The 26,053-nt window shown below is 37.2% G+C and carries 23 protein-coding genes and 1 pseudogene; 18 read left to right on the top strand and 6 right to left on the bottom strand.

Annotation, left to right across the window (positions count from 1 at the left end):
- The first annotated feature begins 11 nt into the window (after positions 1–11).
- Positions 12–1,016: a nucleoside hydrolase gene (locus HWQ41_RS25175; protein WP_292769116.1), complete on the top strand. Its 1,005-nt coding sequence runs from the start codon at positions 12–14 to the stop codon at positions 1,014–1,016.
- Positions 1,017–1,044: 28 nt separating this feature from the next.
- On the opposite strand, the gene HWQ41_RS25170 is transcribed toward HWQ41_RS25175, so the two are convergent.
- From HWQ41_RS25170 to HWQ41_RS34375, 3 genes are all read right to left on the bottom strand, one after another.
- Complete coding sequence (locus HWQ41_RS25170) at positions 1,045–1,539, bottom strand: ureidoglycolate lyase (RefSeq protein WP_292769113.1); 495 nt, start codon at positions 1,537–1,539, stop codon at positions 1,045–1,047.
- Positions 1,540–1,654: 115 nt separating this feature from the next.
- A complete protein-coding gene (locus HWQ41_RS25165; protein WP_292769111.1) occupies positions 1,655–2,674 on the bottom strand; it encodes an RpoD/SigA family RNA polymerase sigma factor in 1,020 nt (339 codons plus the stop codon).
- A gap of 638 nt (positions 2,675–3,312) precedes the next feature.
- Positions 3,313–3,486, bottom strand: a complete 174-nt coding sequence (locus HWQ41_RS34375) for a DUF3172 domain-containing protein (RefSeq protein ID WP_366931709.1) — start codon at positions 3,484–3,486, stop codon at positions 3,313–3,315.
- On the opposite strand from HWQ41_RS34375, the gene HWQ41_RS25160 reads away from it, so the two are divergent.
- Positions 3,403–3,576, top strand: coding sequence for a hypothetical protein (locus tag HWQ41_RS25160; RefSeq protein WP_292769108.1), 174 nt, complete (start codon positions 3,403–3,405; stop codon positions 3,574–3,576). The genes HWQ41_RS34375 and HWQ41_RS25160 overlap by 84 nt on opposite strands.
- 253 nt (positions 3,577–3,829) lie before the next feature.
- Here HWQ41_RS25160 and HWQ41_RS25155 read toward each other — a convergent pair whose 3' ends face one another.
- Positions 3,830–4,258 (bottom strand): deaminase, encoded by a 429-nt coding sequence (locus tag HWQ41_RS25155; RefSeq protein ID WP_292769106.1) that lies wholly within the window; start codon positions 4,256–4,258, stop codon positions 3,830–3,832.
- A gap of 72 nt (positions 4,259–4,330) precedes the next feature.
- Positions 4,331–4,738 (bottom strand): hypothetical protein, encoded by a 408-nt coding sequence (locus HWQ41_RS25150; protein ID WP_292769103.1) that lies wholly within the window; start codon positions 4,736–4,738, stop codon positions 4,331–4,333.
- A gap of 1,163 nt (positions 4,739–5,901) precedes the next feature.
- Between HWQ41_RS25150 and HWQ41_RS25145 the strand changes: the two genes are divergently transcribed.
- The 16 genes and pseudogenes from HWQ41_RS25145 to HWQ41_RS25070 all read left to right on the top strand — a co-directional run bounded on the left by HWQ41_RS25145 (position 5,902) and on the right by HWQ41_RS25070 (position 23,779).
- Positions 5,902–8,106: a polysaccharide biosynthesis tyrosine autokinase gene (locus HWQ41_RS25145; RefSeq protein ID WP_292769100.1), complete on the top strand. Its 2,205-nt coding sequence runs from the start codon at positions 5,902–5,904 to the stop codon at positions 8,104–8,106.
- A 76-nt stretch (positions 8,107–8,182) separates the two neighbouring features.
- Positions 8,183–9,400: a glycosyltransferase family 61 protein gene (locus HWQ41_RS25140; protein WP_292769097.1), complete on the top strand. Its 1,218-nt coding sequence runs from the start codon at positions 8,183–8,185 to the stop codon at positions 9,398–9,400.
- Positions 9,401–9,419: 19 nt separating this feature from the next.
- Positions 9,420–10,436: a glycosyltransferase family 2 protein gene (locus HWQ41_RS25135; protein WP_292769094.1), complete on the top strand. Its 1,017-nt coding sequence runs from the start codon at positions 9,420–9,422 to the stop codon at positions 10,434–10,436.
- A 54-nt stretch (positions 10,437–10,490) separates the two neighbouring features.
- Positions 10,491–11,813 (top strand): flippase, encoded by a 1,323-nt coding sequence (locus tag HWQ41_RS25130; RefSeq protein ID WP_292769091.1) that lies wholly within the window; start codon positions 10,491–10,493, stop codon positions 11,811–11,813.
- 52 nt (positions 11,814–11,865) lie between these two features.
- Positions 11,866–12,792, top strand: a complete 927-nt coding sequence (locus tag HWQ41_RS25125; RefSeq protein ID WP_292769089.1) for a glycosyltransferase family 2 protein — start codon at positions 11,866–11,868, stop codon at positions 12,790–12,792.
- A 38-nt stretch (positions 12,793–12,830) separates the two neighbouring features.
- A complete protein-coding gene (locus tag HWQ41_RS25120) occupies positions 12,831–14,060 on the top strand; it encodes an O-antigen ligase family protein (protein WP_292769087.1) in 1,230 nt (409 codons plus the stop codon).
- Between the two features lie 42 nt (positions 14,061–14,102).
- On the top strand, positions 14,103–14,927 hold the full coding sequence (locus HWQ41_RS25115) for a methyltransferase domain-containing protein (RefSeq protein ID WP_292769084.1): 825 nt from the start codon (positions 14,103–14,105) through the stop codon (positions 14,925–14,927).
- Positions 14,928–14,994: 67 nt separating this feature from the next.
- The gene (locus tag HWQ41_RS25110; protein WP_292769081.1) at positions 14,995–16,266 is read left to right on the top strand and encodes a glycosyltransferase family 4 protein; all 1,272 of its coding nucleotides are present in this window, start codon (positions 14,995–14,997) and stop codon (positions 16,264–16,266) included.
- 24 nt (positions 16,267–16,290) lie between these two features.
- Positions 16,291–17,307, top strand: a complete 1,017-nt coding sequence (locus HWQ41_RS25105) for a hypothetical protein (protein ID WP_292769078.1) — start codon at positions 16,291–16,293, stop codon at positions 17,305–17,307.
- A gap of 117 nt (positions 17,308–17,424) precedes the next feature.
- Positions 17,425–18,300 (top strand): glycosyltransferase family 2 protein, encoded by an 876-nt coding sequence (locus HWQ41_RS25100; protein ID WP_292769075.1) that lies wholly within the window; start codon positions 17,425–17,427, stop codon positions 18,298–18,300.
- 142 nt (positions 18,301–18,442) lie between these two features.
- On the top strand, positions 18,443–19,591 hold the full coding sequence (locus HWQ41_RS25095) for a glycosyltransferase family 4 protein (protein ID WP_292769072.1): 1,149 nt from the start codon (positions 18,443–18,445) through the stop codon (positions 19,589–19,591).
- Between the two features lie 161 nt (positions 19,592–19,752).
- Positions 19,753–20,589: a WecB/TagA/CpsF family glycosyltransferase gene (locus HWQ41_RS25090; RefSeq protein WP_292769185.1), complete on the top strand. Its 837-nt coding sequence runs from the start codon at positions 19,753–19,755 to the stop codon at positions 20,587–20,589.
- Positions 20,590–21,448: 859 nt separating this feature from the next.
- Positions 21,449–21,859 carry a transposase gene (locus HWQ41_RS25085; RefSeq protein WP_292769069.1) on the top strand — a complete coding sequence of 137 codons (411 nt, stop codon included), beginning with the start codon at positions 21,449–21,451 and terminating at the stop codon, positions 21,857–21,859.
- 166 nt (positions 21,860–22,025) lie between these two features.
- Complete coding sequence (locus tag HWQ41_RS25080; protein ID WP_292769067.1) at positions 22,026–22,343, top strand: hypothetical protein; 318 nt, start codon at positions 22,026–22,028, stop codon at positions 22,341–22,343.
- Between the two features lie 19 nt (positions 22,344–22,362).
- Positions 22,363–22,674 (top strand): annotated as a pseudogene (locus tag HWQ41_RS25075) (IS4 family transposase); the annotation flags it as partial.
- Between the two features lie 205 nt (positions 22,675–22,879).
- A complete protein-coding gene (locus HWQ41_RS25070; RefSeq protein ID WP_292769065.1) occupies positions 22,880–23,779 on the top strand; it encodes a transposase family protein in 900 nt (299 codons plus the stop codon).
- A gap of 781 nt (positions 23,780–24,560) precedes the next feature.
- On the opposite strand, the gene HWQ41_RS25065 is transcribed toward HWQ41_RS25070, so the two are convergent.
- The gene (locus HWQ41_RS25065) at positions 24,561–25,601 is read right to left on the bottom strand and encodes an endo-1,4-beta-xylanase (RefSeq protein ID WP_292769063.1); all 1,041 of its coding nucleotides are present in this window, start codon (positions 25,599–25,601) and stop codon (positions 24,561–24,563) included.
- Between the last annotated feature and the right edge of the window lie 452 nt (positions 25,602–26,053).

Genomic DNA, 26,053 nt, shown 5'->3' with positions numbered 1-26,053 from the left:
TAGCAATCAGCATGATAAAGCTTCAAAATCAGCCCATCCCAGTAATAGTAGATACAGATGGTGGTGTTGATGATGCCTTGGCTGTGATTATGGCATTGAATTCACCCCAATTAGACCTGAAAGCAGTCACCGTTGTAGCTGGCAATATTAACGTAGATCAGGCTGCTAATAATGTGTTGCGCGTAGTGAGTATTGTCAAACCCAATACTTCGCCCATCGTTGCTAAAGGCTGTGAAAAACCACTGTTAAAACAGACCTTCAATGCAGCGGGGATTCATGGTGCAGATGGTCTTGGTGAACTGGATCGCTTTAAGGAAGCTGATGGTACACCTCGCTATCCCAAACTTACTATTGAGCCATCTACAGAGAATGCTATTGATCTGCTTCTTAAGGCAGCTCAAGAATATGGCGACAGTCTGACTATTATTGCTTTAGGGCCACTTACGAATGTAGCAACAGCGATTCAGAAAGATGGCGCAACGATGAAAAAAATCGGGCGAATTGTGATCATGGGTGGGGCTGTGACTGCACCCGGAAATATTACAGCAGCAGCGGAATTTAACTTTTTTGTAGATCCCGATGCGGCTCAAATCGTGATGGAATCGGGAATTCCCCTGACCTTAGTTGGTTTAGATGTGACGATGAAAGCTCCCCTAGCCCGCCAAGTTGTTGAAGAGAATTTACAGCGTCATCCTTCAAAAGTTACCCAGTTTATTGCCGATTGCACTGGAATTTATATGGCTTTTCATCGTGACAATGAAGGCTTTTACGGTTGTTATCTACACGATCCCTTAGCTATGGCAGTTGCTATTGATCCGAGTCTAGTCAAAACAGAGTCCCTCTATATAAGGGTAGAAACCCAAGGACGATTTACTACTGGAATGTCATTAGCAGATCGACGCGATCGCAGAGATCACAAAGCTAATCCCCCCAATGTTGAGGCTTGTTTAGATGTGGATACTGAACGGTTTATGCAGCTGTTTGCTCAACTTGGTAATCTGCCTGTGGGCATCTGAGATTTAGATATATTAAACCCAATCTCACCTAAACCATCTCAAACTCTAATTGATGACTCTTGAGAAAATCATGGGTGAAATGATCCGCCATATTTGTATCAGCTAGTTCCAAATTATAAAAATCCACAGCTTCATGGTCAAAATAGGGGCCAGCGTGCCAAGTACCCTCATGTAACTTGATAAAACAATTCCCCGGAATCTGGAAAGCAGCAATCTCTTCTAATGCTGGTTCACTCACATCATTATCAGGAGGACAAACTGCAATTAACCAATCCTTCCCTGACAAAGAACCCAGACATTGAGTGCATTGCACATGGCGAGTAATTTTGTGAAACTTTCGCCCTCTCTTCTCCAACCGCATAACATAAAATCGTGGAATCCCGTTTTGCAGGTTTAACTGGGCATCTTCCACATCGTAAGCTTTGCCATCAAGACTTGCAAAAATCACCTGTCCATAACGCCGAAAGTTTTCAGAAGTCACCCATTGTGCCTGCAATTGTTGCACTGTCTTTGATGTGCTCATATCAAATCTTTGAGAGAGATTACTTAGGTTTATTTTCCCCCAAAATGACTGAATTTTATACAGCCATTATGGTGAATTCCTAACTTTAAATGCCCTACATTGTGAAAAAATGATCTCAGCTAGCTAGATAACTACGTACTTGTTCCTTTTGCCGTCTGAGGAGACTGAGAGCTTTTTGCTCTATCTGACGCACCCGTTCTCGACTAATACCCATGCGATCGCCAATCTGTGCTAAAGAAAGTTCATATCCATCACTCAGACCAAAGCGCAAGGTTAATATTTCTCGCTGCTGAGGAGACAGCTTTGCCAACAAGTCTTGTAAGTCTTCGTGGAGAGATTCTTCAACGGCATAGTCTTCGGGAGAAGGGCCATCATCCTCCAATATGTCCTGCAATTCTGTATCTTGTTGTTCACCAACTCGCGCCTCTAAGGAAAAGGGTTGACGAGCCAAGTACAAACACTCTCGAACTTGGCTAGGTGTCAAAGATAAGGCGCTGGCAATTTCAGCAGTAGTGGGAACGCGACCCAACTGTTGAGATAATTCTCGCTGCACCCGTTTAATTTTGTTCAGTTTCTCAAAGACGTGGATCGGTAAACGAATTGTACGTCCTTGTTGAGCGATCGCTCGTGTGATTCCTTGACGAATCCACCAGTAAGCGTAGGTAGAAAACTTATAACCAAGAGCGGGATCAAATTTATCCACCCCTCGCTCTAAACCCAAAGTACCTTCTTGAATTAGATCCATAAATTCCAGGTTGCGGTGCTGGTATTTCTTCGCCACTGCTACCACTAACCGGAGATTAGCCTGAATCATTTTCTGCTTGGCTTGGTGTCCTAAATTTAGCTGTTGCTCTAGCACCTCAACACTTAACTCCACCTGATCTGCCCATTCTTGCAGCGTGGGTTGGTGCTTTAATTTCATAGCCAATTCTTCTTTAGCAGCTAGTAAATTCATCATCTGCTGCACTTGTTGGGCAAAAATAACCTCTTGTTCGCGAGTCAACAAATCTACACGCCCGATCTCTTGCAGATAACTACGCACAATATCATCTGTAGCTCGAGGTTTTTTATCTGCAGCTAAACTTTTTTTCTTCGTTTTTTGAACTTCGGTATGTGGAGATGTTAAGTTGCTCATGGTTATTTGCTCTTCTGTAACCTCATCAATTTATTGGTATCAAGTCTAGATATTCAGACACCTAGCCATTTCAGACTGCTAATCAATCAATTGGCAATACTGATGAATTCTGGTCTATGATACATTACAAGTCAATTGTTGGAGATAATAAACCCAAAATCAACCCACCCCTTAATACTAACATCATCACCAGTTACAAATCAATTACCCAAAGGATCATCCGCATATCTTTTGAAGTAATTACACTCCTTTATTATTGATTTTTGCATATTTTCAAACACAATTCTGTTTAGTTTAACTATCCAATATAGTTCGGGGAAAAAATGAATAATTGACTTAGCAACGATTTCATTACCGAAGAGACAAATTACTAACAGCAAATACCAACATAATTCCGAATTATTAAACCACAGATTTTTTTAAGTGCTAATAATCTGGTTATACTTCCATATAATTCTGATTAAATGGAATTAATTAAATATAAAATGTCCATTTTTTACCTCTAATTTTTTGCTACATAATCCAATCATATTAAGCTGGGTACGTAGTGGGCGATCGTTAACCATGAAAGAAAGCACTTTTCCTGCTCCCCCTGCTCAAGAATAGCTTTCTTTAGGAGTCCGGTCAAATACTTGTAATTAGAGATTTAGGATGACAAAGACGCGGGTATCTGTGACAATTGCACTTGTGTCATACTGTACGCAGACATCTGCATTGGATGCGGTATTATGAATATAATTACTCCTAGAGACATTTTTGGGACTAAAAGTAGTAACAGTGGTAACATTAACACCAAGGATAATACTTGGCAAGACAGCAACACCCGCGTAGCTTGCCGCACTTCTCTACGAGAGGCTGCGCCAACGGCGCTGCTCTGTTACCACGGTAGGCATCGCCATTAATATTCTAATTTAAGTCAAAAGATTTACCTTTAGAGGTGAGTGGTTGATACGATAAGATTCCCCACTTGTGGAATAAGTCGGAAATCATCTGAGACTCTTAACGAGACAACATCTTAAAGCTTTGTCGCTTAACGAGTTTTCACCTTAAGTTGACACAATTACACAGTTATGCCTCTATATAAATAATTGACTTATTACAAAGATTTTTGGGAAAATGGTACAACGTTGCAATTTTAACCTAACTTTTCAACCATCACTTTATTAGATATTGGTTAAGAAAAGCATTCACCTCATTGGCGCATAACCCGACATTAACTGTCTTTCCTGATTTTCTAAGAATGTCCAATCCTTGACCATTATTACGGGGGTCTGGATCAACTATAGATACATATATTTCATGTATACGAGGATCTTCAGCGATCGCTAAAGCACATCCAGGTGTGCGTCCATGAAAAGAACAAGGTTCAAGAGTTACATACATTTTCAAGAAGTCGAAAGCTTTGCCTTGAATCTGGTTAAGTGCGTCAGCTTCAGCATGGTGTTTTCCTGGTGCCCGCGTGTATCCTTGGGCTACTATCTGTTGGACATCTATGATTACACAGCCGACTGGTGGGTTCGGCAAACATTCAGGCATTGCTTTTCTGCTTTGAGCTAAAGCAGCAAGCATAAATATTTCATCCATATTTTAACGTAAATTATCTAGATAAATTACACTAGCAAGAATTAGTTATCTCTTGTTAAAAAAGTTCCTATATCAAAACTTAGTAACTGTCACACTAATACCAGAATCGAGTTTAGGAACCTTGAGATACTCAATTGGCTCAGAACTTTGGGTATTTGTTGACTTTTGACATTGCTTAAAGAAAGCGTCTGGGTTCTTGATGAACTCAAGCGGGTTAATATTTTGGCAGCCTTGCTCCCGCACTAGCGAAATTGATTCAGCAGTGTGTTTTGAATTATTAGTCTGTCCGATAAAATTACTCCATGTCGTGTTAATCGTGGCTGGTTCCGTCAATAAAACTCCAGCCTGATTGCGATAGTGAAACGGCTCCTTTGGAGCATCGCCTCTTGTCATGGGAATATTCTCTTGGTTGGCATAGGCACTCTGGGGGAGAGCGAGTGCGCTAATCACAACGACTAAAATGATAGAAGAAGATTTCATAATTCAATCCCTTAACATTTAATGTCAGTTTAATAATTACAATTGGCTTAGATACAAAAACCAAAAAATAGCAGCCTAGTTTGAGTACCTCAGATTAACACAACTAGTAAGAAGTATAGGTAAACTTCATTAAAAATATAGTGAAGTCTAGTCAGATGTAGACTTTTCTCTGAGAGGAGACAGTTGAGCAATCCATGCTCTAACCACGTCGGAATTTGACACTCGCCTGTTATCTGCTTCCTACTGTAATTGTGCTAAATAATACAATATTATAAGTATCAAGTAGGTTAGCGTCAAAATTTGTCGTTGGCATAAAGCAGGAGGCAGACAGAAGTTCGAGCGTCGGAAATCGGCGTTCAAACTTCAAAGAGGCAGGAAGGAAGAGGGTTATAGCCTAGTTTGTCTTTATTCACATAGTTTGGTTGTATTGTGCCAACTTACTTACTAGCCGTTTATCTCTCATGGGTGTTACCATCAGGTTACACAGATTAGACAACATATATACTGATCGCAAGTCTTTACAAGTTCCATACTCAAATCACAGAATTCTAGTATTGCCAGTCCCGTATCGTTTTCAAAATTGACCATTATTCAGAGCAAGAATTAATTGTTGCTGAAAGCTTTTTAAACAGCTTACATAAATATCCATCCAGTCTTTCCAAGTGTTTCTTTTAACTGCACAAAGCCTACCTCTGGAGCGGTTCCATTGCTTGTAGGCTAGCACAATTGCTCTATTCCTTACCCTTAAGCAATTAATTACTCTTGTCTTTTCACAATCAGCGAATATACTGCCATGTATGAATTGTTTGTAAAGTTATGCAATTAAGTCTTCTTACACAATATGATATTGAGTATTAGATTACTAATCAATAGTTGCATCAGTAATAACACAAAACTAAGTTAACCAAAAAAATGGAAAGCCTCTAAATCAGGGAGAAAGTTGTGAGTTATCCTGTTTTTGCTGTCAGGAGAATATCAAGCAATATCAGTTAATATTGCCACTGATGAAGCTATTAGTTTACTTTAGGTATTGAACAACCTCAACAAAAAGGCATTAGCTGACAATTAACGCAAATATTACCACCGCCAAGTAGACTACAGTGCTACTGCCGGGAAATACTGCTGTAAGTAAATAGTCTTTTCTTATAAAACTTGTATATATTATGACGATGGAATCTTTACCCAACTTTGAAGAAATAAATATTCAGAAATACTTAGAAATTCTTCAACGGCGTTGGCTACCTCTAGTAGGAATTTTTGGCATAGCTGTTACTCTTGGATACTTGTATGCATTTTCACTAAAACCCTCATACAAGGCAGAAGGAAGTTTGATGATTAAAACAAATCGCTCTTCCTCACTCACAGGGTTAACGCAAGACATAGGACGCCTGGAAGCTTTGAATGTGAATGACAATCCCCTGGAAACTCAGGTGAGAATTGTTGGTTCAAATCCAGTGATTGAGAAAACAATTAATTCCCTCAACCTCAAAGATAGTAAAGGCAAACCGCTGTCGATTCCCGACTTGGCAAAACAACTAAAAATAGAAGGAATCAAAGGTACTGATGTTGTACAACTTTCTTATAAAGGCAGTAACCCTGAACTGGCTGCCAAAATCGTCAATGAAGTTATCGACAGTTATATCGACCTAAATATCAAGGCTAATCAGAATGAAGCACTGACAGCCAAAGAGGTTCTGGTAACGGAAGTACCCAAAGCTGAGGAAATTGTCAGAAGAGCCGAATCAAAACTGCGGCTATTTAAAGAAAAGAATAAAGTTGTTGTCTTGGACCAAGAAGCAACTGCAGCAGTCGATACGATTTCCAAGTTAGGAAACCAAATTTCTCAAGGTTTGGCTCAACTAGATGATGTCAAAGGTCGTTTAGAACAGTTACGCAGTGAAGCTCAGGTAGATTCACAACAAGGTGTAATCGAATCTGAATTGAGTCAAGCACCTGGGGTTCAGAAAGTGCTTGCCCAACTCCAAGAAACAGAAAGCCAACTGGCACTAGAGCGGACTCGTTTTGAACCTGGACACCCTACAATTATTAACTTAGAAGAAAAAGTCGTAGCTCTTAAGAGCTTGCTAAAAGAGCGGACCGGACAAGTAGCGGGTACAGCGCAGATAACAGAGGGAAGTTTACAGGTTGGACAACTGCGGCAAAGCCTAATTGCAGATATTACTCATGCTCAGGCAGAACGCGTTGGTCTAGAGAGACAAATTGCTACACTCTTGCGACAGCAAGATGCGTACATCAAACGAGCAAATAATTTGCCAAGGCTAGAACAGAATCAACGAGAGCTAGAACGGAAGCTGCAAGCCGCTCAAACGACTTACGAAACACTCTTAAAGAAACGCCAAGAAATTGATATTGCACAGAACCAAAAGATTCCTAATGCTCGCGTCATTTCCTATGCCTTAATCCCAGATAAAGCAGAAGGACCTCGCAAAATCCTGTTTATTGTTGGTGGAGGAGGAATTGGTCTTTTCTTAGGCATCATTGTCGCCTTTAGTTTAGACTTGATAGACCGCTCGGTGAAGACGGTTAAAGAAGCCAAAGAAGTCTTGAAATACAGTGTTTTGGGAGTGATTCCGACACAAGGTAGAAATGGTAAAGCTCATTCTTCTATAGCAGGACTCGATAGACCTATTCCCAAAATCATTGGTAGAGATATTCCTTACTTCCCTGTTGGTAACGCATACCAAATACTACAAGTGAACTTGAAGTTCCTCCGTTCTGATAAGCCGCTCAAAAGCATTGTAGTTACAAGTTCCGTTGCCAAAGAAGGAAAGTCTGACGTATCTGCCAATTTAGCTGTGACTATGGCTCAGGCAGGCCGTCGGGTGTTGTTGGTGGATGCAGATATGCGTCATCCCATACAGCATCATATCTGGGGGCTAACAAATGCAATCGGACTAAGTAATGTCATTCTTGGCGAAGTTTCTTTAGATGCAGCTGTGCAAGAAGTAATGCCTAATCTGGAGGTTCTTAGTTCCGGAGTTTTGCCTCCCAATCCAGTAGCAATGCTAGATTCTCAACGCATGGCTACATTAATTAGTAACTTTGGGAGAGATTATGACCTTGTAATTTTTGATACTCCACCTCTATCAGGAATAGCAGACGCTGCTGTTTTAAGCACCCTCACTGACGGTATTTTATTAGTCGTTCGTCCTGGAGTGGTTGACTTGAACAGTGCGAATGCAGCTAAAGAGTTTTTAACACAGTCAGGTCAGAAGGTGTTAGGGATAGTCATCAATGGTGTGAATACTAAAAATGAACCTAAGAATTATTTTTATGACACCAAAAAACGACAACTTGAACAAGATTTAGTATCTAGCAGCTTAACAAAATTTTCCAAAGAACGTTAATTAATACTATCCCAACTATCGCTTTGGGATTTGGTTTATGTCCACTCTTTCAAAGACTTGTATATCTTTCACAGATATGATTGCTTTAAAAAAGATAGTCAAATCATATGTATATAAAAAGCAAATTTGGTTGTTTGCAAACCAAATTAGGAATTGGCTTGTTAATGCTGCTCAATCTCTTCCTCTACTCTCCAAGTACATTAACTTACCAAAAGGCTACTATGCTTCATCTGTAGAATATTGGCAGCTATGTCAAACAAAGAATCTGAATGATGTAATCTATACAAAATTTCTTCCACCATCTGTATCCCAGAGAAATTCTCCTAAATCAATATCGGGAGAAACTCATTGGAAATTTGATGCTAGATACATTCACTCTAACCCTGAAACATTTGTGATTTCTATCGCCAATGGTAGAGTTATTGGTAACGCGGGTACAGTGATTACACATGATGACAGATTACTTTGCGATGTTTCAGGTATTGAGAGTAGCGAACATCATGTATTTCCTTATTTCAAGCTGCCCAAATGCGAGCAAGTATCTGAAACTGTTGCTGTCTTAGCAACTGGTGCTGGAGGAAAATACTTTCATTGGTTATTAGATGCTCTACCAAGACTAGAAATTCTTAAAAAAACTCTTCCAAAGGGTTTAGATAGTATAGATAAATATATTGTCAATAGAGGAATTTCTGCAATACCTGAATCCCTAGAAATTCTGGGAATTTCATCAAAAAAGTTGCTATTTTGTGATTCAAATTTCCACATTCAGGCTGCATCTCTTGTTATTCCTTCTCTTCCTGGTAGTATTGGTGATCCTCCAGCTTGGGTATGCAAGTTTTTGCGAGAAAATTTTCTGAAAAATAAAGCAGATATTAACACGCCTAGCAGACTATATATAAGTAGAGCCAAGGCTGAATATAGAAGAGTTAAGAATGAGGAAAATGTAGTTAAATGCTTGTCAAATTATGGATTCACAGCAGTTTACCTTGAAGAATATAGTTTTGCTATGCAAATAGATATTTTGTCGAATGCGGAAGTTATTGTTGCTCCTCATGGAGCTGGATTAAGTAACCTGATCTGGTGCAATCATGGAGCTAAAGTATTAGAAATATTTTCTCCCAACTATGTCAATGTATGCTTTTGGGCAATTGCTAACCAAATTGGATTAGAGTATTTTTACCTGATTGGTGATGGCAAAAAACCTGTTGATTATTTTGATCCGCATTTAATTCATGATGATATAAATGTCCCGATAGACGAGCTTACCTTGGTTTTAAAAGCCATCTTCAAATAAAGTATAGACCGAGTTTTATATGAATATAACAAAAATTAAAACATCTTGTTTGATTAATAATTACAATTATGCTGGCTTTCTGTCAGAAGCAATTCAAAGCGCTTTAAATCAAACAGTTCAATTTGATGAAATTATTATTGTTGATGACGCATCCACGGATAATTCTATGGCAATCATCGCTAAATTTACCCAAAAAACTAATGTTAAGTGTATTTTAAAAGAAAAAAATGAAGGACAATTATCATCTTTTAATGAAGGCTTTTTAGCTGCAACTGGAGATATTATATTTTTCTTAGATGCCGATGATATCTATGAACCAGAATATTTAGAAACTGCCCTAAATTTTTATAGTAGGAGGAGTGAATGTGATTTTATATTTTGTGCCTATAAAAAATTTGGGGCAGTGGAAGGAATATTTCAAACTGATACAGTTGATTTAGATTTGGGTTATTCGGTAATTAAAACTTTATGCACTGGTGAATGGATTGGCTCTATAACTTCAACGTTATCAATGCGTAAAGAAATAATCAGAAAAATTTTGCCTATTCCACATATAGAAGATTGGCGTGTCCGGGCTGATGACTGTCTAGTATGGGGAGCTTCTTTGGTAGGGGCTAAAAAGTTTTATATGTCGAAACCTTTAGTCATGTATAGAATACATCAAAGTAATCAATATTATAACAAGAAATTTTTAGATATAGACAACAACTATGAATACAAGAGATTCTGGAAACGCAATTCGTTATTTAATTACATTCTGCAAAAAAATAATTTTAGTTTACCGTTATTATTAGCTTTCACTTCTCTTAATGAGTTAAAAACAATACCATTTCCAAAAGTAGAAGATTTTATTTCATATTTAAAAATAATATTTTTGTTTGAGCATAATTTTTTTTGGAAAACAAAGGGCATCGTTTTATTATTTAGCTATTTTTTGAACACTTTGATGATTGGTAAATTAAAAACTGCGATAAATAATGTGAAATACTGGATAAATCCACGTTATGTTGTAACTTGGAAAAAATTTGTACGATAAAGCTTGATAGGGATAGAGAATGTCACATGATTAATTCATAAAAACATAAAAATAATGTTAAATAAATTAAAAATTCAAAACTTATCAAAATTTAAATCTCGTTCTGGGCTGCGTGCAATTATTGCCAATACAGGTTGGTTGTTTGCTGACCGCATTCTACGTATGGGTGCAAGCTTGGTCGTAGGAGTATGGGTAGCACGCTACTTAGGAGTACAGCAGTATGGTCTCTTTAACTATGCTTTAGCTTTTGTTAGCTTATTTAGCCCCATTTTCACTCTAGGACTGGACGACGTAGTAGTTCGCCATATTGTCCGTCAATCATCAAACAAAGAGGAAATTTTAGGAACCACTTTTTGGCTAAAATTGCTGGGTGGAATTGCTTCTGTCTTATTGGCAGTTAGTACTATGTTTTTCTTAGGTGAGCATGAAACACTGAAGATATGGCTAGTGGCAATTTTAGGAATGGCAGGAATTTTTAGGGCGACTGATACTATTGAAGTTTGGTTTCAATCACAGGTGCAGTCAAAATACGCTGTGATCGCTAAAAACACAGCGTTTCTACTAAATAGTGTCATCAAAATCGCACTAATTTTAACAAAAGCACCATTGATAGCTTTTGCTTGGGTAACATTAGCAGAATTTGCGATGAGTGCAATTGGCTTGCTGATTATTTACCAAGTCAAAGGGTCTTCATTGTGGTTATGGCGTTGGAGTTTCCCTGCTGCTAAAACTCTTCTGAAAGAGAGTTTGCCTCTAATTTTTTCGGGGTTCGCTATCCTGATTTATATGAGAATAGATCAGGTGATGTTAGGTCAAATGATCGGAAATAGTGAGGTTGGAATTTATTCTGCTGCTGTCCGTGTTTCTGAAATTTGGTATTTTATTCCGGGGGCTATTGTTTCTTCTGTCGCTCCTTCAATTTACGCAGCTAAGGAAAAATCAGAAAGTCTTTACTATCAGCGAATAGGAAAATTACTCAGTCTAATGACATGTATATCTTTTGCAATTGCTCTTCCACTGACATTCCTGTCTGACAAGATAATTATGGTGATGTTTGGAAGTGGATATGCAGAAGCAGGAACAATATTAGCAGTTCATATTTGGACTTCCTTATTTGTATTTATGGGTCTTGCAACATCACCTTGGTTTATTGCTGAAGGTTTAAACCACGTTTCTTTAGGTAAGACTTTATTTGGGGCGATACTAAACATTATTCTCAATTTATTGCTTATTCCTAAATATGCAGGACTTGGGGCTGCGATCGCAACAATAATATCTCAAGCTGCTGCTGCTTTTCTCTCTAACGCATTTGATCCAAGAACACAAAAAATATTTAAGATTCAGGTGCGATCGCTTCTTCCTTTTTACAAATATTGATCGTTCTTATCTAACCTTTCCATATCAAGAACATTACCTAAATTAATCAAAGATGCAAACACCAGTAACTTTTATTATTTTCAAGCGCCCACAAACAACAGAGAAAGTTTTTGAAGTTATTCGCCAAGCCAAGCCAACAAAACTTTTTGTAATTGCAGATGGTCCCCGCACTGACCGCGAAGGTGAGGCGGAAAAGTGTGAAGCAGCCCGGGCAATTATTGAAAGAGTTGATTGGGACTGCGAAGTTATTAAGAATTATTCTGATATCAACTTAGGTTGTGCAAAACGAGTATCTAGTGGTTTAGATTGGGTATTTAATAATGTTGAAGAGACAATTATTTTAGAAGATGATTGTATCCCCCACTCAACATTTTTCAGATTTGCTGAAGAACTGCTAGAAAAATATAGAAACGATACCAGAATCTCCACAATCTCTGCTCAAAATATTCAATTCGGACGAGAACGCACAAATTACAGTTACTATTTTTCTCGCTACAACCACTGCTGGGGTTGGGCAAGTTGGAGACGTGCTTGGCAACATTATGATTTGACCATCAAACTCTGGAAAGAGGTGCAAGCAGAAAACCTTTTACATGACATTCTTATATACCCAAAAGCAGTAAATTATTGGCAACGAATATTTCAGTCTGTTTATAACAATCCTACAGGTATAACTTGGGATTACCAATGGACATTTGCTTGCTGGATACAGGGTAGCTTAAGCATTATTCCCAATGTCAATTTAATCTCTAATGTTGGTGTTGGTGCAGACGCAACTCATTTCACTTCCAGCCAAGAATTTTCGTTCATTAATATGTCGATGCAAGCAATGGAGTTTCCCTTAAAACATCCACCGTTTATTGTAAGGAATATAGAGGCAGATAATTTTACGCAGAAAACAGTCTATAAAGCAACTGCATTGGATATTTTTAAAGAGGAAGTGAAGAAAAGATTGAATTACTCAAGTATAAAAAAATAGTAGTGATGAATGTTGTAGTAAATTAAGAGATAAATTAAATGTCAGAAATTAAGGTGAAATTAACAGAAAAAATATTAACTATATTGCTATTACTCATTGCTGTAGGGGCATTAACAATACACCCTGCACAAGAAGTTTCCATGTCTACCCTTGGAGGCGATAAGGTAGATACTTTGTTCAATATAGTTTCATATTTAATCTTATTTTATTTCCTAATCTCATACTGGAAAGGTTTTATTTATGTAATTGCCAAAAGTCCATTACAGTTTTTTTTACTAGCAATAGTTATATTTTCTATATTGTGGTCAGAAGACCTAAGTTCTACTCTAAAAGATATAAAAGGTCTAATCCGAATATATTTTATTGCAATCTATTTGGCAATGCGTTATCCCCTTAGGGAACAAATGAGGTTAATAGCTTGGGCGCTTGGTGCTGCTGCATTATTATCTATGATATTCTCTGCATTCATACCAGGTTATATTCACAAATCACCTGAATTATTAGATATGTGGAGCGGAATTTATGGTCATAAAAATGAATTAGGTTACATGATGAATTGGAGTGCAGGAGTTTTTTTACATCTTGCTCTTAGTAGCTATCGATATCGCTGGTTGATGTGGGCACTATGTGGGTTATCTATATGTTTAATTATCCTCTCACGCTCAACAACATCTTTGGCAATACTATTGACAATGATATTACTTTTGCCTTTCTACCAATCCTTTAAAAAAACTAATTATAAATTACAAGTTATTATGATTACTTCAGCTTTAATGTTACTGATTATTTTTTCAATGTTACTGATCAATAATGCCGAAAGTGTAGTTGGTAGTTCTGGTAAAGACCTTACCTTAAATGGACGCTCTGACCTCTGGGAGCTAGTGATGCCTAAGGTTTTGGAAAGACCTTGGCTAGGTTATGGATATTCGGGATTTTGGACTAGTAATGCTGCATCTAATTTGAGAGCCACTTATGATTGGGCAAGTAATGCTCACAATGGTTTTTTAGAACTATTATTAGAATTAGGATTCTTAGGTTTCTTGACTTTTGCAGCAGGATTTACCCGGTTTTTCGTAATGGCACTGACTCGAATTGTTTCAGTGGCAGAAAAACCGGAAGATTATTGGCCAATGCAGATGCTAGTTCTCATCGTCATAGTGAATTTCTCAGAAGCAAGATTATTAACTCCCAGTTGGAATTGGTTGATGTATGTCACAACCTCTCTATCTCTAACTCTTAGTTATCAGCGGACACCAATATATAAATAGGTAAATAGTTTACATACTTGCATAATTGAAAGGAGAAAAAGCATGAAAAAGTTAAATTTTGGATGTGGACACAGATTTTGTTCTGGATGGGTCAATATAGATTTTAATTCTGAGCATCCTGAAGTAATTGCCCATAACTTACTGCAACCACTTCCATACCCTAAAGATTATTTTGATATCATTTATAGCAGTCATGTCTTAGAGCATTTCTCTAAGGACACTGGAGAAATGCTGGTGAAAGAATGTTATAGAGTTCTAAAACCTCAAGGCATTTTACGGATCGTTGTTCCTGACTTAGAGCGAACATGCCGGGAATATTTAAGAATTATCGACAGTATTGAAAATGAGGAAGCAAGGAAACAATATGAATGGATTATTATTGAGTTAATCGACCAATTGGTCAGAACAGAACATGGTGGCTTGATGAAAACTTCTTGGCGACAAGTGCTTGAAAACAATGATGAATCATCCATAAGCTATGTAGAAGCAAGAACAGGTGTTAGAATCAAAGAAGAGATAGCAAATAATACTACTTCTTTATTACAAAAGGTATTTAGTATCAATCAAAATAAACTCAGAAACAAATTTAAATACCTCTATATTGACATGGTAAAGAAGTTAATACCACGGTATCTCCGTAAGTCTCTGATAGATGAAACATCCCTTGGTGAAAAACATAAGTGGATGTATGATAGCTATAGTATGAAAACGCTCTTTGAAAGAGTTGGTTTTTCGGATATTAAATTTTTGGATGCCCATACAAGTGATATTCCAAACTTTAGTGATGAAGTCTTAGATATTAATGCTGATGGAACAGTATATCTACCAGGCTCGTTATATTGTGAGGGCATCAAGCCAACCAACTAATACTGATTCTCTGCGATAGAGAATCAGTATTATCAAGTATATTTTTTTCAATTTAACGAGTACTAATATGAACGTCTTGCTTCTTAGCACTCAGGATGTAGCTGGTGGTGCCGCTCGTGCTGCATATCGCTTGCACAAAGGTTTGCAAAATATTGACTTACAATCACAAATGCTGGTGCAAGAAAAATCTACTGATGACAAAACAGTAATTGCACCTAAGCTCAGATTATTTCAAGGCATCGCTAAGGCAAAGTTGACATTTGAAACTTTACCTTTAAAGCTTTATTCTCAAAACCAAAATACTCCATTTTTTATTCAATGGTTGCCAGATAGAGTTATTTCTCAAGTTGCTCGGATTAATCCAGACATAATCAATTTGCATTGGATTAGCGCAGCTTTTATGCAAATAGAAACTCTTGCTAAACTAAAGCGCCCTTTGGTCTGGACAATTCATGATATGTGGGCATTTACTGGAGGATGCAGCTATGCTGGAGATTGCGATCGCTACCAAATCTCGTGTGGAGCCTGTCCTCAACTGAATAGCAAAAAGGATTGGGATTTATCCCATTGGGTATGGCAGCGTAAAGCCAAAGCTTTGAAAAATTTAAATCTGACAATTGTTTCGCCAGGTTCTTGGTTAGCCGAATGCGCTAAATCTAGTTCTCTGTTTAAGAATTTGCGAATTGAAGTAATTCCGAATGGGCTGGATACTCAAAAGTATAAACCTGTTCATCAAAGTTTAGCGCGAGAACTACTGAATTTACCTCTAGATAAACAACTCATTCTATTTGGAGCGCTAGATGCAACCAATGACTGTAGAAAAGGTTTTCATTACCTGCAACCAGCACTACAAGAATTAAGCAAATCTGGTTGGAAAGATAAGATTGAGGTCGTTATTTTCGGTGCATCTCAACCCGAAAATCCACCTGATTTGGGCTTAAAAACACACTATTTGGGACATTTACACGATGATATATCTTTAGCAACTGTTTACTCAGCAGCTGATGTGATGCTTGTACCGTCTCTTCAAGAATCTTTTGGACAGACAGCTTCTGAATCACTCGCTTGTGGTACTCCAGTTGTTGCATTTAATTCTACTGGCTTAAAAGATATTGTTGATCATCAGCAGAACGGCTATTTGGCTAAACCTTATGAAGTTGAGGATTTTGCCAAAGGAATTACCTGGATACTTGAAAATGAACAGAGGCTGCAAAAGCTGTCATTCTATGCTCGCCAGAAAGCCGAACAAGAATTCACTCTGGAACTTCAAGCACGTCGTTATTCAGCTTTGTTTCAGGAAATATTGATGAACGCAAAGAAATCTTCATTAAGTAATTAACTTACTAAACAAATACTTCATAATATGTCAATACCTATAGCTTTTATAATTTGTACAGAACCTGGTCGTTTAGAAGGTCAATCTTTGATGCTTGCAGAAAGTATTCGTAAGTTCTGCGGCGAATTGAAAAATACACCTATATATAGTTTTCATCCTAGAGTAGGTGAACCGATATCAAAGCAAACCCAACAAGCGTTTGAAGCGTTGCAGGTGACTCATCAACAAGTTCCTATAAATCGAGAATTTCATGAATATTATTTAGCGAATAAACCCTTGGTTTGTGCCTATGCAGAACAAAATATTGATGCAGAAATATTAGTTTTTTTAGACAGTGACAAATGCTTTTTTTCTGAACCAAAAGAATTTTTATTGTCAGTAAATTGTAACGTTCGCATACGTCCTGAGTATGGTCAAGGAATTGGTTCTACAGGACTGCGAGACCCTCAAGAATGGTATTGGCAAAAACTATATGAAGTCCTGGGGGTAAAGCGTGAGGTATTTGTTGACACACCAATTGGTAATAAAAGAATCAGAGCCTACTGGAATTCTGGTTTGGTTGCTGTGAGAAGGAGTGCAGGTATATTTACAACTTGGAAAGAGAATTTTGAAAAAGTAATGCGGCTGGATATTACTCCTCCCCAGGGTATTTATTTTGTTGAGCAGTCTGTTTTGTCGGTAACTTTATGTGCCTTGGAAGAACACGTCGAACATCTTCCTCCTAATTATAGTTATCCATTACCTTTACATAACCGGTTATCAACAGAACTACAAATTAAACATTGGGATGATGTTATATCCATTCATTATTTCAACTTATTCTTCTATAACGATTGGAATGCACAAATCAAAAGATTGAAAAAAATCAATATCAATTCAGATAAATATCGATGGTTATGTCAAGAGGTTGTCAGACTTAATATGCCTCGCGTATCAGTTTTGCATCGAAATATGTTGGTAGTCAGAAGAATGGAGCAAAAACTAAGTAACTTTAATTTAGATATTAACTTGAGTGGCTGGATAGAAAAGATGGCTAAATTTTAAGCTTATCTAAAATTATATGGAAGTGAGAAATTTGATGTTCGGATATGAAGGTAAATTTCTAAAAATGACGTATAACTTTATTATTTTCATTCAGAGATATTATATGAGGAAAATGAAATGAAGCAAGCAAACCTAGCCGTAATTATGACCTGCCATAACAGGCATTACACAACTCTTGCATGTCTACATGCTTTATATCAGCAAAAAAATGATTGTGATGTTTATTTAACTGATGATGGTAGCTCTGATGGGACGACAGAGGCTGTCAAAGCAGAATATCCAAAGGTACAAATTCTTCAGGGTAATGGCAATTTATTTTGGGTAGGAGGAATGCATCTCGCCTTTGGTGAGGCGATAAAACATCAATATGATTATTATCTGTGGTTGAATGATGACACATTTCTGGAAGCCAATGCTGTGAGTAAATTATTGCAGACTCATCAAAATTTGACTGAACAAGGTTATCCAGACTCAATTGTAGTTGGTTCAACTAAAGACCCAATGACAGGAAGAGCAACTTATGGAGGAGCAGTAAAATCTAAAAAGTGGTATTCTAACAAGTTTGAATTTTTAGAACCAAGTTCCATTATCCAAAAATGCGATGCTATGTATGGTAACTGCGTGCTAATTCCTAAAACTGTTGCCGCAAAAGTTGGCAATATTGATATAGCTTTTGTTCACAGTTTAGGAGATTTAGATTATGCCCTCAGAGCGCGTAAATTGGGTTGTCAAATATGGGTAGCGCCTGGATATGTTGGTACTTGTACTAAAAATTCTACCCGCAATAGTTGGGTTGATACCAATTTAAATATATTAGAACGCTTGAAAAAGGTGCTGCAAATTAAAGGATTTCCATTGAAATCCTGGACTATCTTTTGTAGCAGACACTCTGGGCCATTCTGGATACTTTACTGGTTCTTACCCTATATCAGAGCAATTATTGGTTACAAGAATTTGGCAATTTCACCCACATTTTCTGAGGACATCAATTAAGTTAACTCATAAGTTTGATACTTGCACCAAAGTCATTAGCCAATAATATTTTGAGAATTTATAACCATCTCAATCAGTTGGCTAATGCAGTTTTAAAAATAAATTTTTTTAAATTTTGAAATAATCAGCAATCATTTTTTTTATGGGTAAACGCTTACTAATTGTCTCAACACTCGACTCTAGTCAACCATTTGGTGCATTTACTAGACCTTTTTATTTAGGACAATATCTTACTGAATATTTTGATGTTTTTCAGTTAGGATTAGATTGTTCATCTGTTAATTATGCACCTTCTGTTTCGATTGGCTCAAGAAGCTTAAAGTCATATATTCAAACTATAGAAAAGTGCATTGACGAGTTTTGTCCAGATATCGTGTATGCTCAAGAAACACTACCTGGATTGGCTGCTTTAATTTCACTGAAGTTTAGAAAACACAGTAGTTCCTCTCTTGTATTAGATTTTCATACATTTTCGGCATATGAATACTGGATGCGTTTGTTTTCAGTTGACAATCCTTTTAAAGAGTTAGCACAATGTATTAAGACATATATTGCTCAGGGAATTTTGATATTCTCTGGCAGTCCAATTATTGCAGCAGGTGAATCAATTCCTAAACTGATTTCCCAGTGTTATGGTAAAACTCCACAGCAGATTTATTGTATCGGTAACGGAGTGACTGAAGACTTACTCAATACAAAATATTTTCCCGATAAAGACCCCTATCAAGCATTAAAACCCGCGAAAATAGTGGTTCTTATTGCTCCAAAAACATTTCAATTTCCAACTAATGATATGTCTGTGTCAATGACTATTGAGGTCGCTAAATATCTTGAAAGTCATCAGCAGAAAGTACATTTTGTTGTCATTGGTAGGGATAGTAGTGATATTTCAGAACCAATACCCTCTAATATTTCTTTTTTAGGCTTTTTACCGAAGAGAGAAGATTTTGTTGCCCATCTTAAATATGCAGATATTGCTTTGCTGCCATTCTCAAAACAAGCCGTAGCAGGTGGCGCTCGCAATAAAGCATTAGATTATTTCGCTAGTAGAAAGTTAGTTGTATCAACACCAGAAGGCTTGCGAGGTTTAGAAGAATTTCGCCATTTAGAACATCTTTTAGTCACAGGATACTCTAGCGAAGAAGTCGCTAACACAGTCCTAGATGCAGCTTCCAATCTTGAAAAGTATCAATCACTTGTAGATACAGCATATACCTTAATTACACAAAAATATTCCTGGAATGCAAGAGCACAGAATATCACGAAAATCCTCCTGAATGAAAGTAAGTAATTCTTAGTTATATTTATTTTTTTATAATATTATAACTAAGAATTACTTAGCTTTTTTAAATATTTCAATATTCAAGTATTGAAATACTGCTCAAAATTAATTTTAAAACACTCACTTTTGCTGTGAGATAAACTATCATGCTTTCAAAAGAAAAACAAGAGATGAAAAAGCGATTTTCTTATAAACTCCTTGGTGCTCAAGTGGACGCACTCTCTATCCTCGACTTAAATTTATTGATTGAAGAATCTATTGCTAAGAATGAGAAATGGATTATTGCTAATCACAACTTGCATAGTCTTTATCTCTTCCATAATGCTCCAAAAATGCAATCTTTTTATGCCAAGGCACAGTATACCCATATTGATAGTATGCCTTTAGTGTTTTTTGGAAAGCTGTTGGGTTTTCCAATGAAACGAGAACAAAGAGTAACCTATGCTGACTGGATATGGCCTCTGATGGCGGAAGCAGCTAATAAAGGCTGGCGTGTATTTTATTTAGGTTCAAAGCCAGGAGTTGCTGAACAAGGAGCAAGTATTTTGCGCCAGAGATTTCCTGGTTTACAGATTGCTTGCGCTCATGGCTATATTGATATGGATAAAGATAGTCTAGAAAATCTCGCTACTCTGGCTGCAATTAATGCTTACAAACCCCATGTATTAATGGTGGGGATGGGTATGCCACGCCAAGAGTATTGGATTTCCGAAAATCTTGAACATATTCACACCAACACTATTTTGACTAGTGGAGCCTGCATGGACTATGTAGCAGGAGCAATACCCACTCCTCCTCGCTGGATGGGAAGGGTGGGCTTGGAATGGTTGTATCGCTTGTTGTGTGAACCTAAAAGACTTTGGAGACGTTACTTACTTGAGCCTTGGTTTGTTGGCACATTATTTTTACGAGAAATTTGGAGTATCTCAAGTCAACAAAAAAAAATAATAAGTAAAAGATTTAACAAGTTTGTAGCGTTATCGAATCTCTTCAAGCCTTACCAGTAGGTCGCTCATCTGTCACGAATTTATGAAATGCTCTACCAAGGCTTAATCATTATACCTCTTGCATAATTATTTTGTGATATAGTTAGGGGTTTTATAAAAAATCCATATCATAATTTATACAGAGAACTTTTGTTACCTTATTGGGATGTCTGATAGAGATAGAAGCAAATTTTTAAAACCCCCCATTGTATAGCAATAGCCAGATGAGTTAGGACGCTAAACGTAAGAGGAGTATGCAATATACTCTGCATCAACAGAGTCAGTTTTGGTAAAATAATAGCCACAAAGTCTGCATTATTGCAAGGATGTTAACAAAAATTTGCATCGTGTCCCATTTTGCACGTATCCCGCCTGAACCCCTAGATGATTGTGTTCTCAACGAGGTCGGCTATCAATGCTTATAAAAAACGTTTTGATATTTCTCGGAGTCGGAGACACTCCGCCTCCGAGAAATATTTCGAGACTTTAAAAGTGGTGGCTACAAATTAGAAGATACAAATGCTGACGGGGTGACAAAGCAGCTGAAGCAAAGACAGTAGAAGAGTGTGACCGTTTTGGGGTAAAAAAAGATAGGCCAGGTATTCTCAACAAGACTTATCAAATGATAATGTTACCTAAATTCTACCAAAACTGCGCTCAAAATGTACTGACACCTACGCAGTACAAGATGCTAGAAATCTTAGTGATGCTGTTACAGTTTCATAAAACTGTAACGATAGAAAAGCTCTCATCTATATTTCCACAACCAATAAAATTTGAGAGTAGACGAAGGAGTATACAAAGATTTTTATTAATCCCCCAATTATCAATTCAATACCTGTGGTTTCCCCTAATAAAAAGATGGGTAAGAAACAGCCATATGCGTGGACATAAAAAACTGATATTCGCCATTGATAGAACCCAATGGCGGTCAGAAAACGTATTTGTAATCAGCCTAATTGAACAAAAAAGAGCAATACCTGTGTACTGGCTATTGTTACCCAAAAGAGGATGTAGTAATTTAGGTGAGCAGAAAGAGTTAATTCGACCACTGCTGCGGTTATTTAAAGGATATCAAATACTGATATTAGGCGATAGAGAATTTCATAGCATCAAACTAGCGAATTGGTTAGATAGCAAGGGAATTACCTTTGTGTTGCGTCAAAAACAAGGCACTTATATTCGGCAAGATAACCAATCATATCAACGGTTACAATCTTTGGGATTAAAGCCGGGTATCTCATTGTTTGTATCGTCAATTGAAGCTACTAAACAATCCATGTTTTGCTAAGTTTAATCTGGCTGGGTATTACAAGCGTAAATATCGTGGTTAGCTTGAGCCTGCTGGCTGGTTTTTACTAACAAATCTTGATAGTCTTGCAGATGCCATTAAAGTATTTAAGTTGCGAAGTGGCATCGAAGCTATGTTTAAAGATTGTAAAACTGGTGGTTATAATTTGGAATCAACGTACGCAACTGGACAACGATTAATTGCACTAATTTTATTGATTGCAATCGCCTACACAATTGCAGTTTTAGCTGGTCGCAACTCCCGAACAATGGGGCTACAACAATATGTTGGTCGGCTTCAAGAATTAAAGCGTTATGCACGCCGACATAGTGCTTTTTGGGTTGGATTATATGGGTGTTTATGGGTAGGTGCTATGGAGTTTTGGTCAGATTTGGCGATCGCACTTGTGCGTCTCAAGCCCGGTAAACTACCCTATTTTCATCGGGGTCTACGTGCTATGACCCTTATTCAATCAGCGCTCTAGCCTCTTTGTCACCCCGTCAGATACAAATGTTTCCGGTGAACGCTTGATATCGATGATTTTAATAATATCTTTTGCTTATAGTATGTCCACCTTTCAAGGGCAACAAATTAAGCGTATTGGTGTACAAAAATATATTGGTAGAGTAAAAGAATATGGACGAGTGACCAGGAGACATAGCAGTTTTTATGTCGGTTTCTATAGTCAAACCTGGGTAAGTTTCATAGATAATTGTTGGTGTATTGTTCAAAAATTAATGAGATTAAACCGCAATAAGATTGAGTATTATTTACGAGGTATGAGGGCTATGGAGCTTATTTTATCTACGTTTTAGCTTTCATGTCGCCCCCTCAAAGACAAATAAGAAAAGCCTTATCAGCGTCTGAATCTACTATTAAAAAAAAATCAGCTTGGTAAATCTGTAAATAACCCGACTATGCGATGGATATTTCAATGTTTTCAATCCATACATTAGACCTATCCTTAATACAAAAATAATGAAATAATCAGAAAAAACTAGAAATAATAGACATTTAGCATTGCCTTGCCCTTTAGTGAGAATAGAGTCGCATCCACAGGAAGCAAAACGACTAATAGGAATAAATTACGAACACTTTTTAGCATTAGTAAGTTTAGCGGAAGAAAAACATAAGGAGAAACAAGCTGAAATCGAAAAAAATAAGATCCGTATTATCGCTAAGGGCGGTGGACGGAAACCAGAAATGTCGTCAAAAGAAGGAATATGTCTGTGTTTAGTATATCTCAGACAAAAGCCAATTTTTGAGATATTAGGGTTACTGTTTGATGTCTCTAAAACGAAAGCAAATGATGCGTTTAACTATTGGATAAAAATTTTGAGAGAAATACTACCAGCATCGCAAATGGAAGAAGTGCAAGGAGATGAAGATAAGTATCAAAAACTGCGTCAAATCTTACTAGATTATGAATTGATTGTAGATAGTGCAGAGCAAGCTATAGAGAGACCTTCAGACTATGAAGATCAGAAAAAATACTATTCAGGCAAGAAAAAGATGCACACACTAAAAAACCAAATTATTGTCTTGCCTAATGGCGAAGATATCGTAGATGTCACAATTGGAAAACTAGGTAAAACTAGCGATATAAACTTGTTTAGAGAAACTCATCATAAATTTTCACCCAGACAGAAATTTTTAGGTGATAAAGCTTACAAGGGAGAAGAAACAATTACCACACCACATAAAAAAACGAAAAAAACTGAAATCACTGAATTACAAAAAAACCAGAATAAAGAATTATCTTCCAGAAGAATAGCTGTTGAACATCTTATATGCCGGCTCAAGATATTCCGAATTGCCAGTGAAAGGTTCGGTCTGAACAGGAATAAATACAGTCAAGTAATTAAAACTATTTGTGGATTAGTTAGATTACGACTAAATCGATTAGTTTTATTCACATAAAGAATTGGTAGCTGCTCTTAAAAATGATTTTTGTTTTTTCTATCTTGGCAGAAAGTTTTGATAAAATAGCCACTTATAGTCTCAAAAGCCTACTTTTATCGTGGCTTTCATGACGCGATCGCAGTTTCTATCTAATCCGTCAAAACCTTGCCTCATAAGCATTTAGCATTTGCGGACAAGTCTATTTAGTTAAATTTGAGAATGAAATATCAATATCAAATTTGAATTCAGAAAGAAAATATCTTCTGAGTTTCCTACCAGAAAATTGTCGTTACTACTATAAATGTTAATCAGACCGTATCAACAATTTATTTGTCATAGAGACTATTAATTAAAATTCATAGTCACACATTATAATGAGTTTTAATTGATATCTTATAAGTAAAATAGAGATATTAGCGTAACAACCATAAATTTTTATCTATTAATTAAACGTAAATAGTTATTGCTTCTTATTGAGAATAAAAATCTTATTTAGGGTAGGTTAATAGTATGACTATACGAGCAAGTAAAGTATTTTTTTACTCTTATTGTGGAGAAAATAATCAGTAAAAACCCCTTTGTGACAGTTAGGGTGCGGAATGTGGGCTTAATAGTTCGTATCCGTTCTCAAGCAATTTATGCCCAGCCGGCGCTTTCGCCCGAAGAGCAAAAGCGCCAAAGATATAGTCATGTAGCCACAATATCTCTGATAGGCCTGGGCATTTTATTTTTTGGATCTCCCTTAAAAGCGCTATTTACGTCTGGGTGGAGTATATTTTACTGGTAATGAAGGAGTTGCTTACTGAAAAGCCTGAGCAATGGCATTGCGTGCAGGTTTAGGTTGCAGGTTCTCATCGAAGGGAAGCGGACGCAAAAATTTCCGCAGATTTGGATTGTCCCTAAAGCTTTTTCCTGGTATCCAGTCGGGATGACGTATCCAGGTATGACGATCGCTAATCCCCCATGTAATTACGGTATCAACTTTAGCCGCAAAGCACAAGTCAAGATATCGCTTGTAACTGTCGGCTACCATCTGGTCTAGCTTTTGGATACTATCGGGTAGTGGGGTATCAATGATAATATCTAATTCTGTGATTATTGGTTTAACTTCAAGATCATTAAGCCGTTTTAAGACGGAATTAAATCCTTTCTCGTCAAAACCATAGGCAGTAGAAAACCATAGATGCGACTGGATACCTGCCCCGTCAATTTTAACCCCATTATTCTTCAGATATTCGACCATTTTTAAGAAATGGTCTGATTTCCATGTAGCGCCTTCGATGCCGAAATCGTTTAGGTAAAATTTCTTGCTGTTATCAACTGAAGCCGCAATTAAAAACAAGTCTCGAATCAATTCTGGTTTTATCCCTTTACGCAAACCGTAGGTAGCGCTCTCAGTTTCATTTTCATTATCAGCGATAATTTCATTAGCAATATCCCAAGACTTTAAAACGGGGCTATTGCGATAATGCCCCATGACTCCCGTAACATGGCGTTCGATCATCTTAAGAGTAGGGGGGTAAGGAACCCAGTCTGGTTTTCCCATATGCCAGAAAAGGGTATGCCCGTGCAATTCCATATTATGCTTTCGGCAGAAATCGGCGATCGCATCTGCTGATTCAAAGGTAAATTTTCCTGGCTGTGGTTCAGTGGCATTCCATTTTAATTCACCATTCGGTGTCGCAATCGAACATTCACGAGCAATCAGATCAGCGTAATCCTTCTCTGTTAGCAAAAATTCACCAGAAATTGCTGTGCCATAACGCTTTCCTTTGGCGGCAGCTAATTGCCGAAGCGGAGAATTTGCATTTGTATCTGTATAAGCCATAGCAGAATTCATGCTATGGTCTTCTTTTTGCTTATCCTTTTGTAAAAACCCCATAGTCAATAAGGCAGAAAGGGTTGTATATCCTGCTCTTTTTAAAAATTTTCTCCGATAAGGCATAAATTATACTTAATAAAAAACACACAAATTATTATATTACAGAATAAGTTTTGATACTTTTTGAGGTTTAGTCATGATTTCCACAGTCATTGCACCCCAAAGAGCCAACGCTACCCTTTCTCTCCTCCGTCGGTAAGCGTTCCTACGGAACGCTGCGCCAATGCTAACACAGAACTACATTCGTGCAAGAGGTGTTATCTTATTTTAAATAAAATGAGTTCTTCTGTTGTTTTAGCAGTACGTTCTTGCAATAACAAAAGCCTCCTCAAATGATCATGAGGAGGCTTTTGTAGAATTATGATCCCTGGCATCGAGCTATTTTTGCGTAGGGCTACCCCTAAACTATC

This window comes from Nostoc sp. NOS(2021) (assembly GCF_017115025.1).
Classification (GTDB): Bacteria; Cyanobacteriota; Cyanobacteriia; order Cyanobacteriales; family Nostocaceae; genus Nostoc.
This window is presented reverse-complemented; position numbering and strand designations above follow the sequence as displayed.

Bases quoted from the DNA above. Each gene is read 5' to 3' on its own strand.
- HWQ41_RS25175 (WP_292769116.1), top strand. From the start codon at position 12: ATGATAAAGCTTCAAAATCAGCCCATCCCAGTAATAGTAGATACAGAT.
- HWQ41_RS25170 (WP_292769113.1), bottom strand. From the start codon at position 1,539: ATGAGCACATCAAAGACAGTGCAACAATTGCAGGCACAATGGGTGACT.
- HWQ41_RS25165 (WP_292769111.1), bottom strand. From the start codon at position 2,674: ATGAGCAACTTAACATCTCCACATACCGAAGTTCAAAAAACGAAGAAA.
- HWQ41_RS25160 (WP_292769108.1), top strand. From the start codon at position 3,403: ATGAATATAATTACTCCTAGAGACATTTTTGGGACTAAAAGTAGTAAC.
- HWQ41_RS25155 (WP_292769106.1), bottom strand. From the start codon at position 4,258: ATGGATGAAATATTTATGCTTGCTGCTTTAGCTCAAAGCAGAAAAGCA.
- HWQ41_RS25150 (WP_292769103.1), bottom strand. From the start codon at position 4,738: ATGAAATCTTCTTCTATCATTTTAGTCGTTGTGATTAGCGCACTCGCT.
- HWQ41_RS25145 (WP_292769100.1), top strand. From the start codon at position 5,902: ATGACGATGGAATCTTTACCCAACTTTGAAGAAATAAATATTCAGAAA.
- HWQ41_RS25140 (WP_292769097.1), top strand. From the start codon at position 8,183: ATGATTGCTTTAAAAAAGATAGTCAAATCATATGTATATAAAAAGCAA.
- HWQ41_RS25135 (WP_292769094.1), top strand. From the start codon at position 9,420: ATGAATATAACAAAAATTAAAACATCTTGTTTGATTAATAATTACAAT.
- HWQ41_RS25130 (WP_292769091.1), top strand. From the start codon at position 10,491: ATGTTAAATAAATTAAAAATTCAAAACTTATCAAAATTTAAATCTCGT.
- HWQ41_RS25125 (WP_292769089.1), top strand. From the start codon at position 11,866: ATGCAAACACCAGTAACTTTTATTATTTTCAAGCGCCCACAAACAACA.
- HWQ41_RS25120 (WP_292769087.1), top strand. From the start codon at position 12,831: ATGTCAGAAATTAAGGTGAAATTAACAGAAAAAATATTAACTATATTG.
- HWQ41_RS25115 (WP_292769084.1), top strand. From the start codon at position 14,103: ATGAAAAAGTTAAATTTTGGATGTGGACACAGATTTTGTTCTGGATGG.
- HWQ41_RS25110 (WP_292769081.1), top strand. From the start codon at position 14,995: ATGAACGTCTTGCTTCTTAGCACTCAGGATGTAGCTGGTGGTGCCGCT.
- HWQ41_RS25105 (WP_292769078.1), top strand. From the start codon at position 16,291: ATGTCAATACCTATAGCTTTTATAATTTGTACAGAACCTGGTCGTTTA.
- HWQ41_RS25100 (WP_292769075.1), top strand. From the start codon at position 17,425: ATGAAGCAAGCAAACCTAGCCGTAATTATGACCTGCCATAACAGGCAT.
- HWQ41_RS25095 (WP_292769072.1), top strand. From the start codon at position 18,443: ATGGGTAAACGCTTACTAATTGTCTCAACACTCGACTCTAGTCAACCA.
- HWQ41_RS25090 (WP_292769185.1), top strand. From the start codon at position 19,753: ATGAAAAAGCGATTTTCTTATAAACTCCTTGGTGCTCAAGTGGACGCA.
- HWQ41_RS25085 (WP_292769069.1), top strand. From the start codon at position 21,449: ATGCGTGGACATAAAAAACTGATATTCGCCATTGATAGAACCCAATGG.
- HWQ41_RS25065 (WP_292769063.1), bottom strand. From the start codon at position 25,601: ATGAATTCTGCTATGGCTTATACAGATACAAATGCAAATTCTCCGCTT.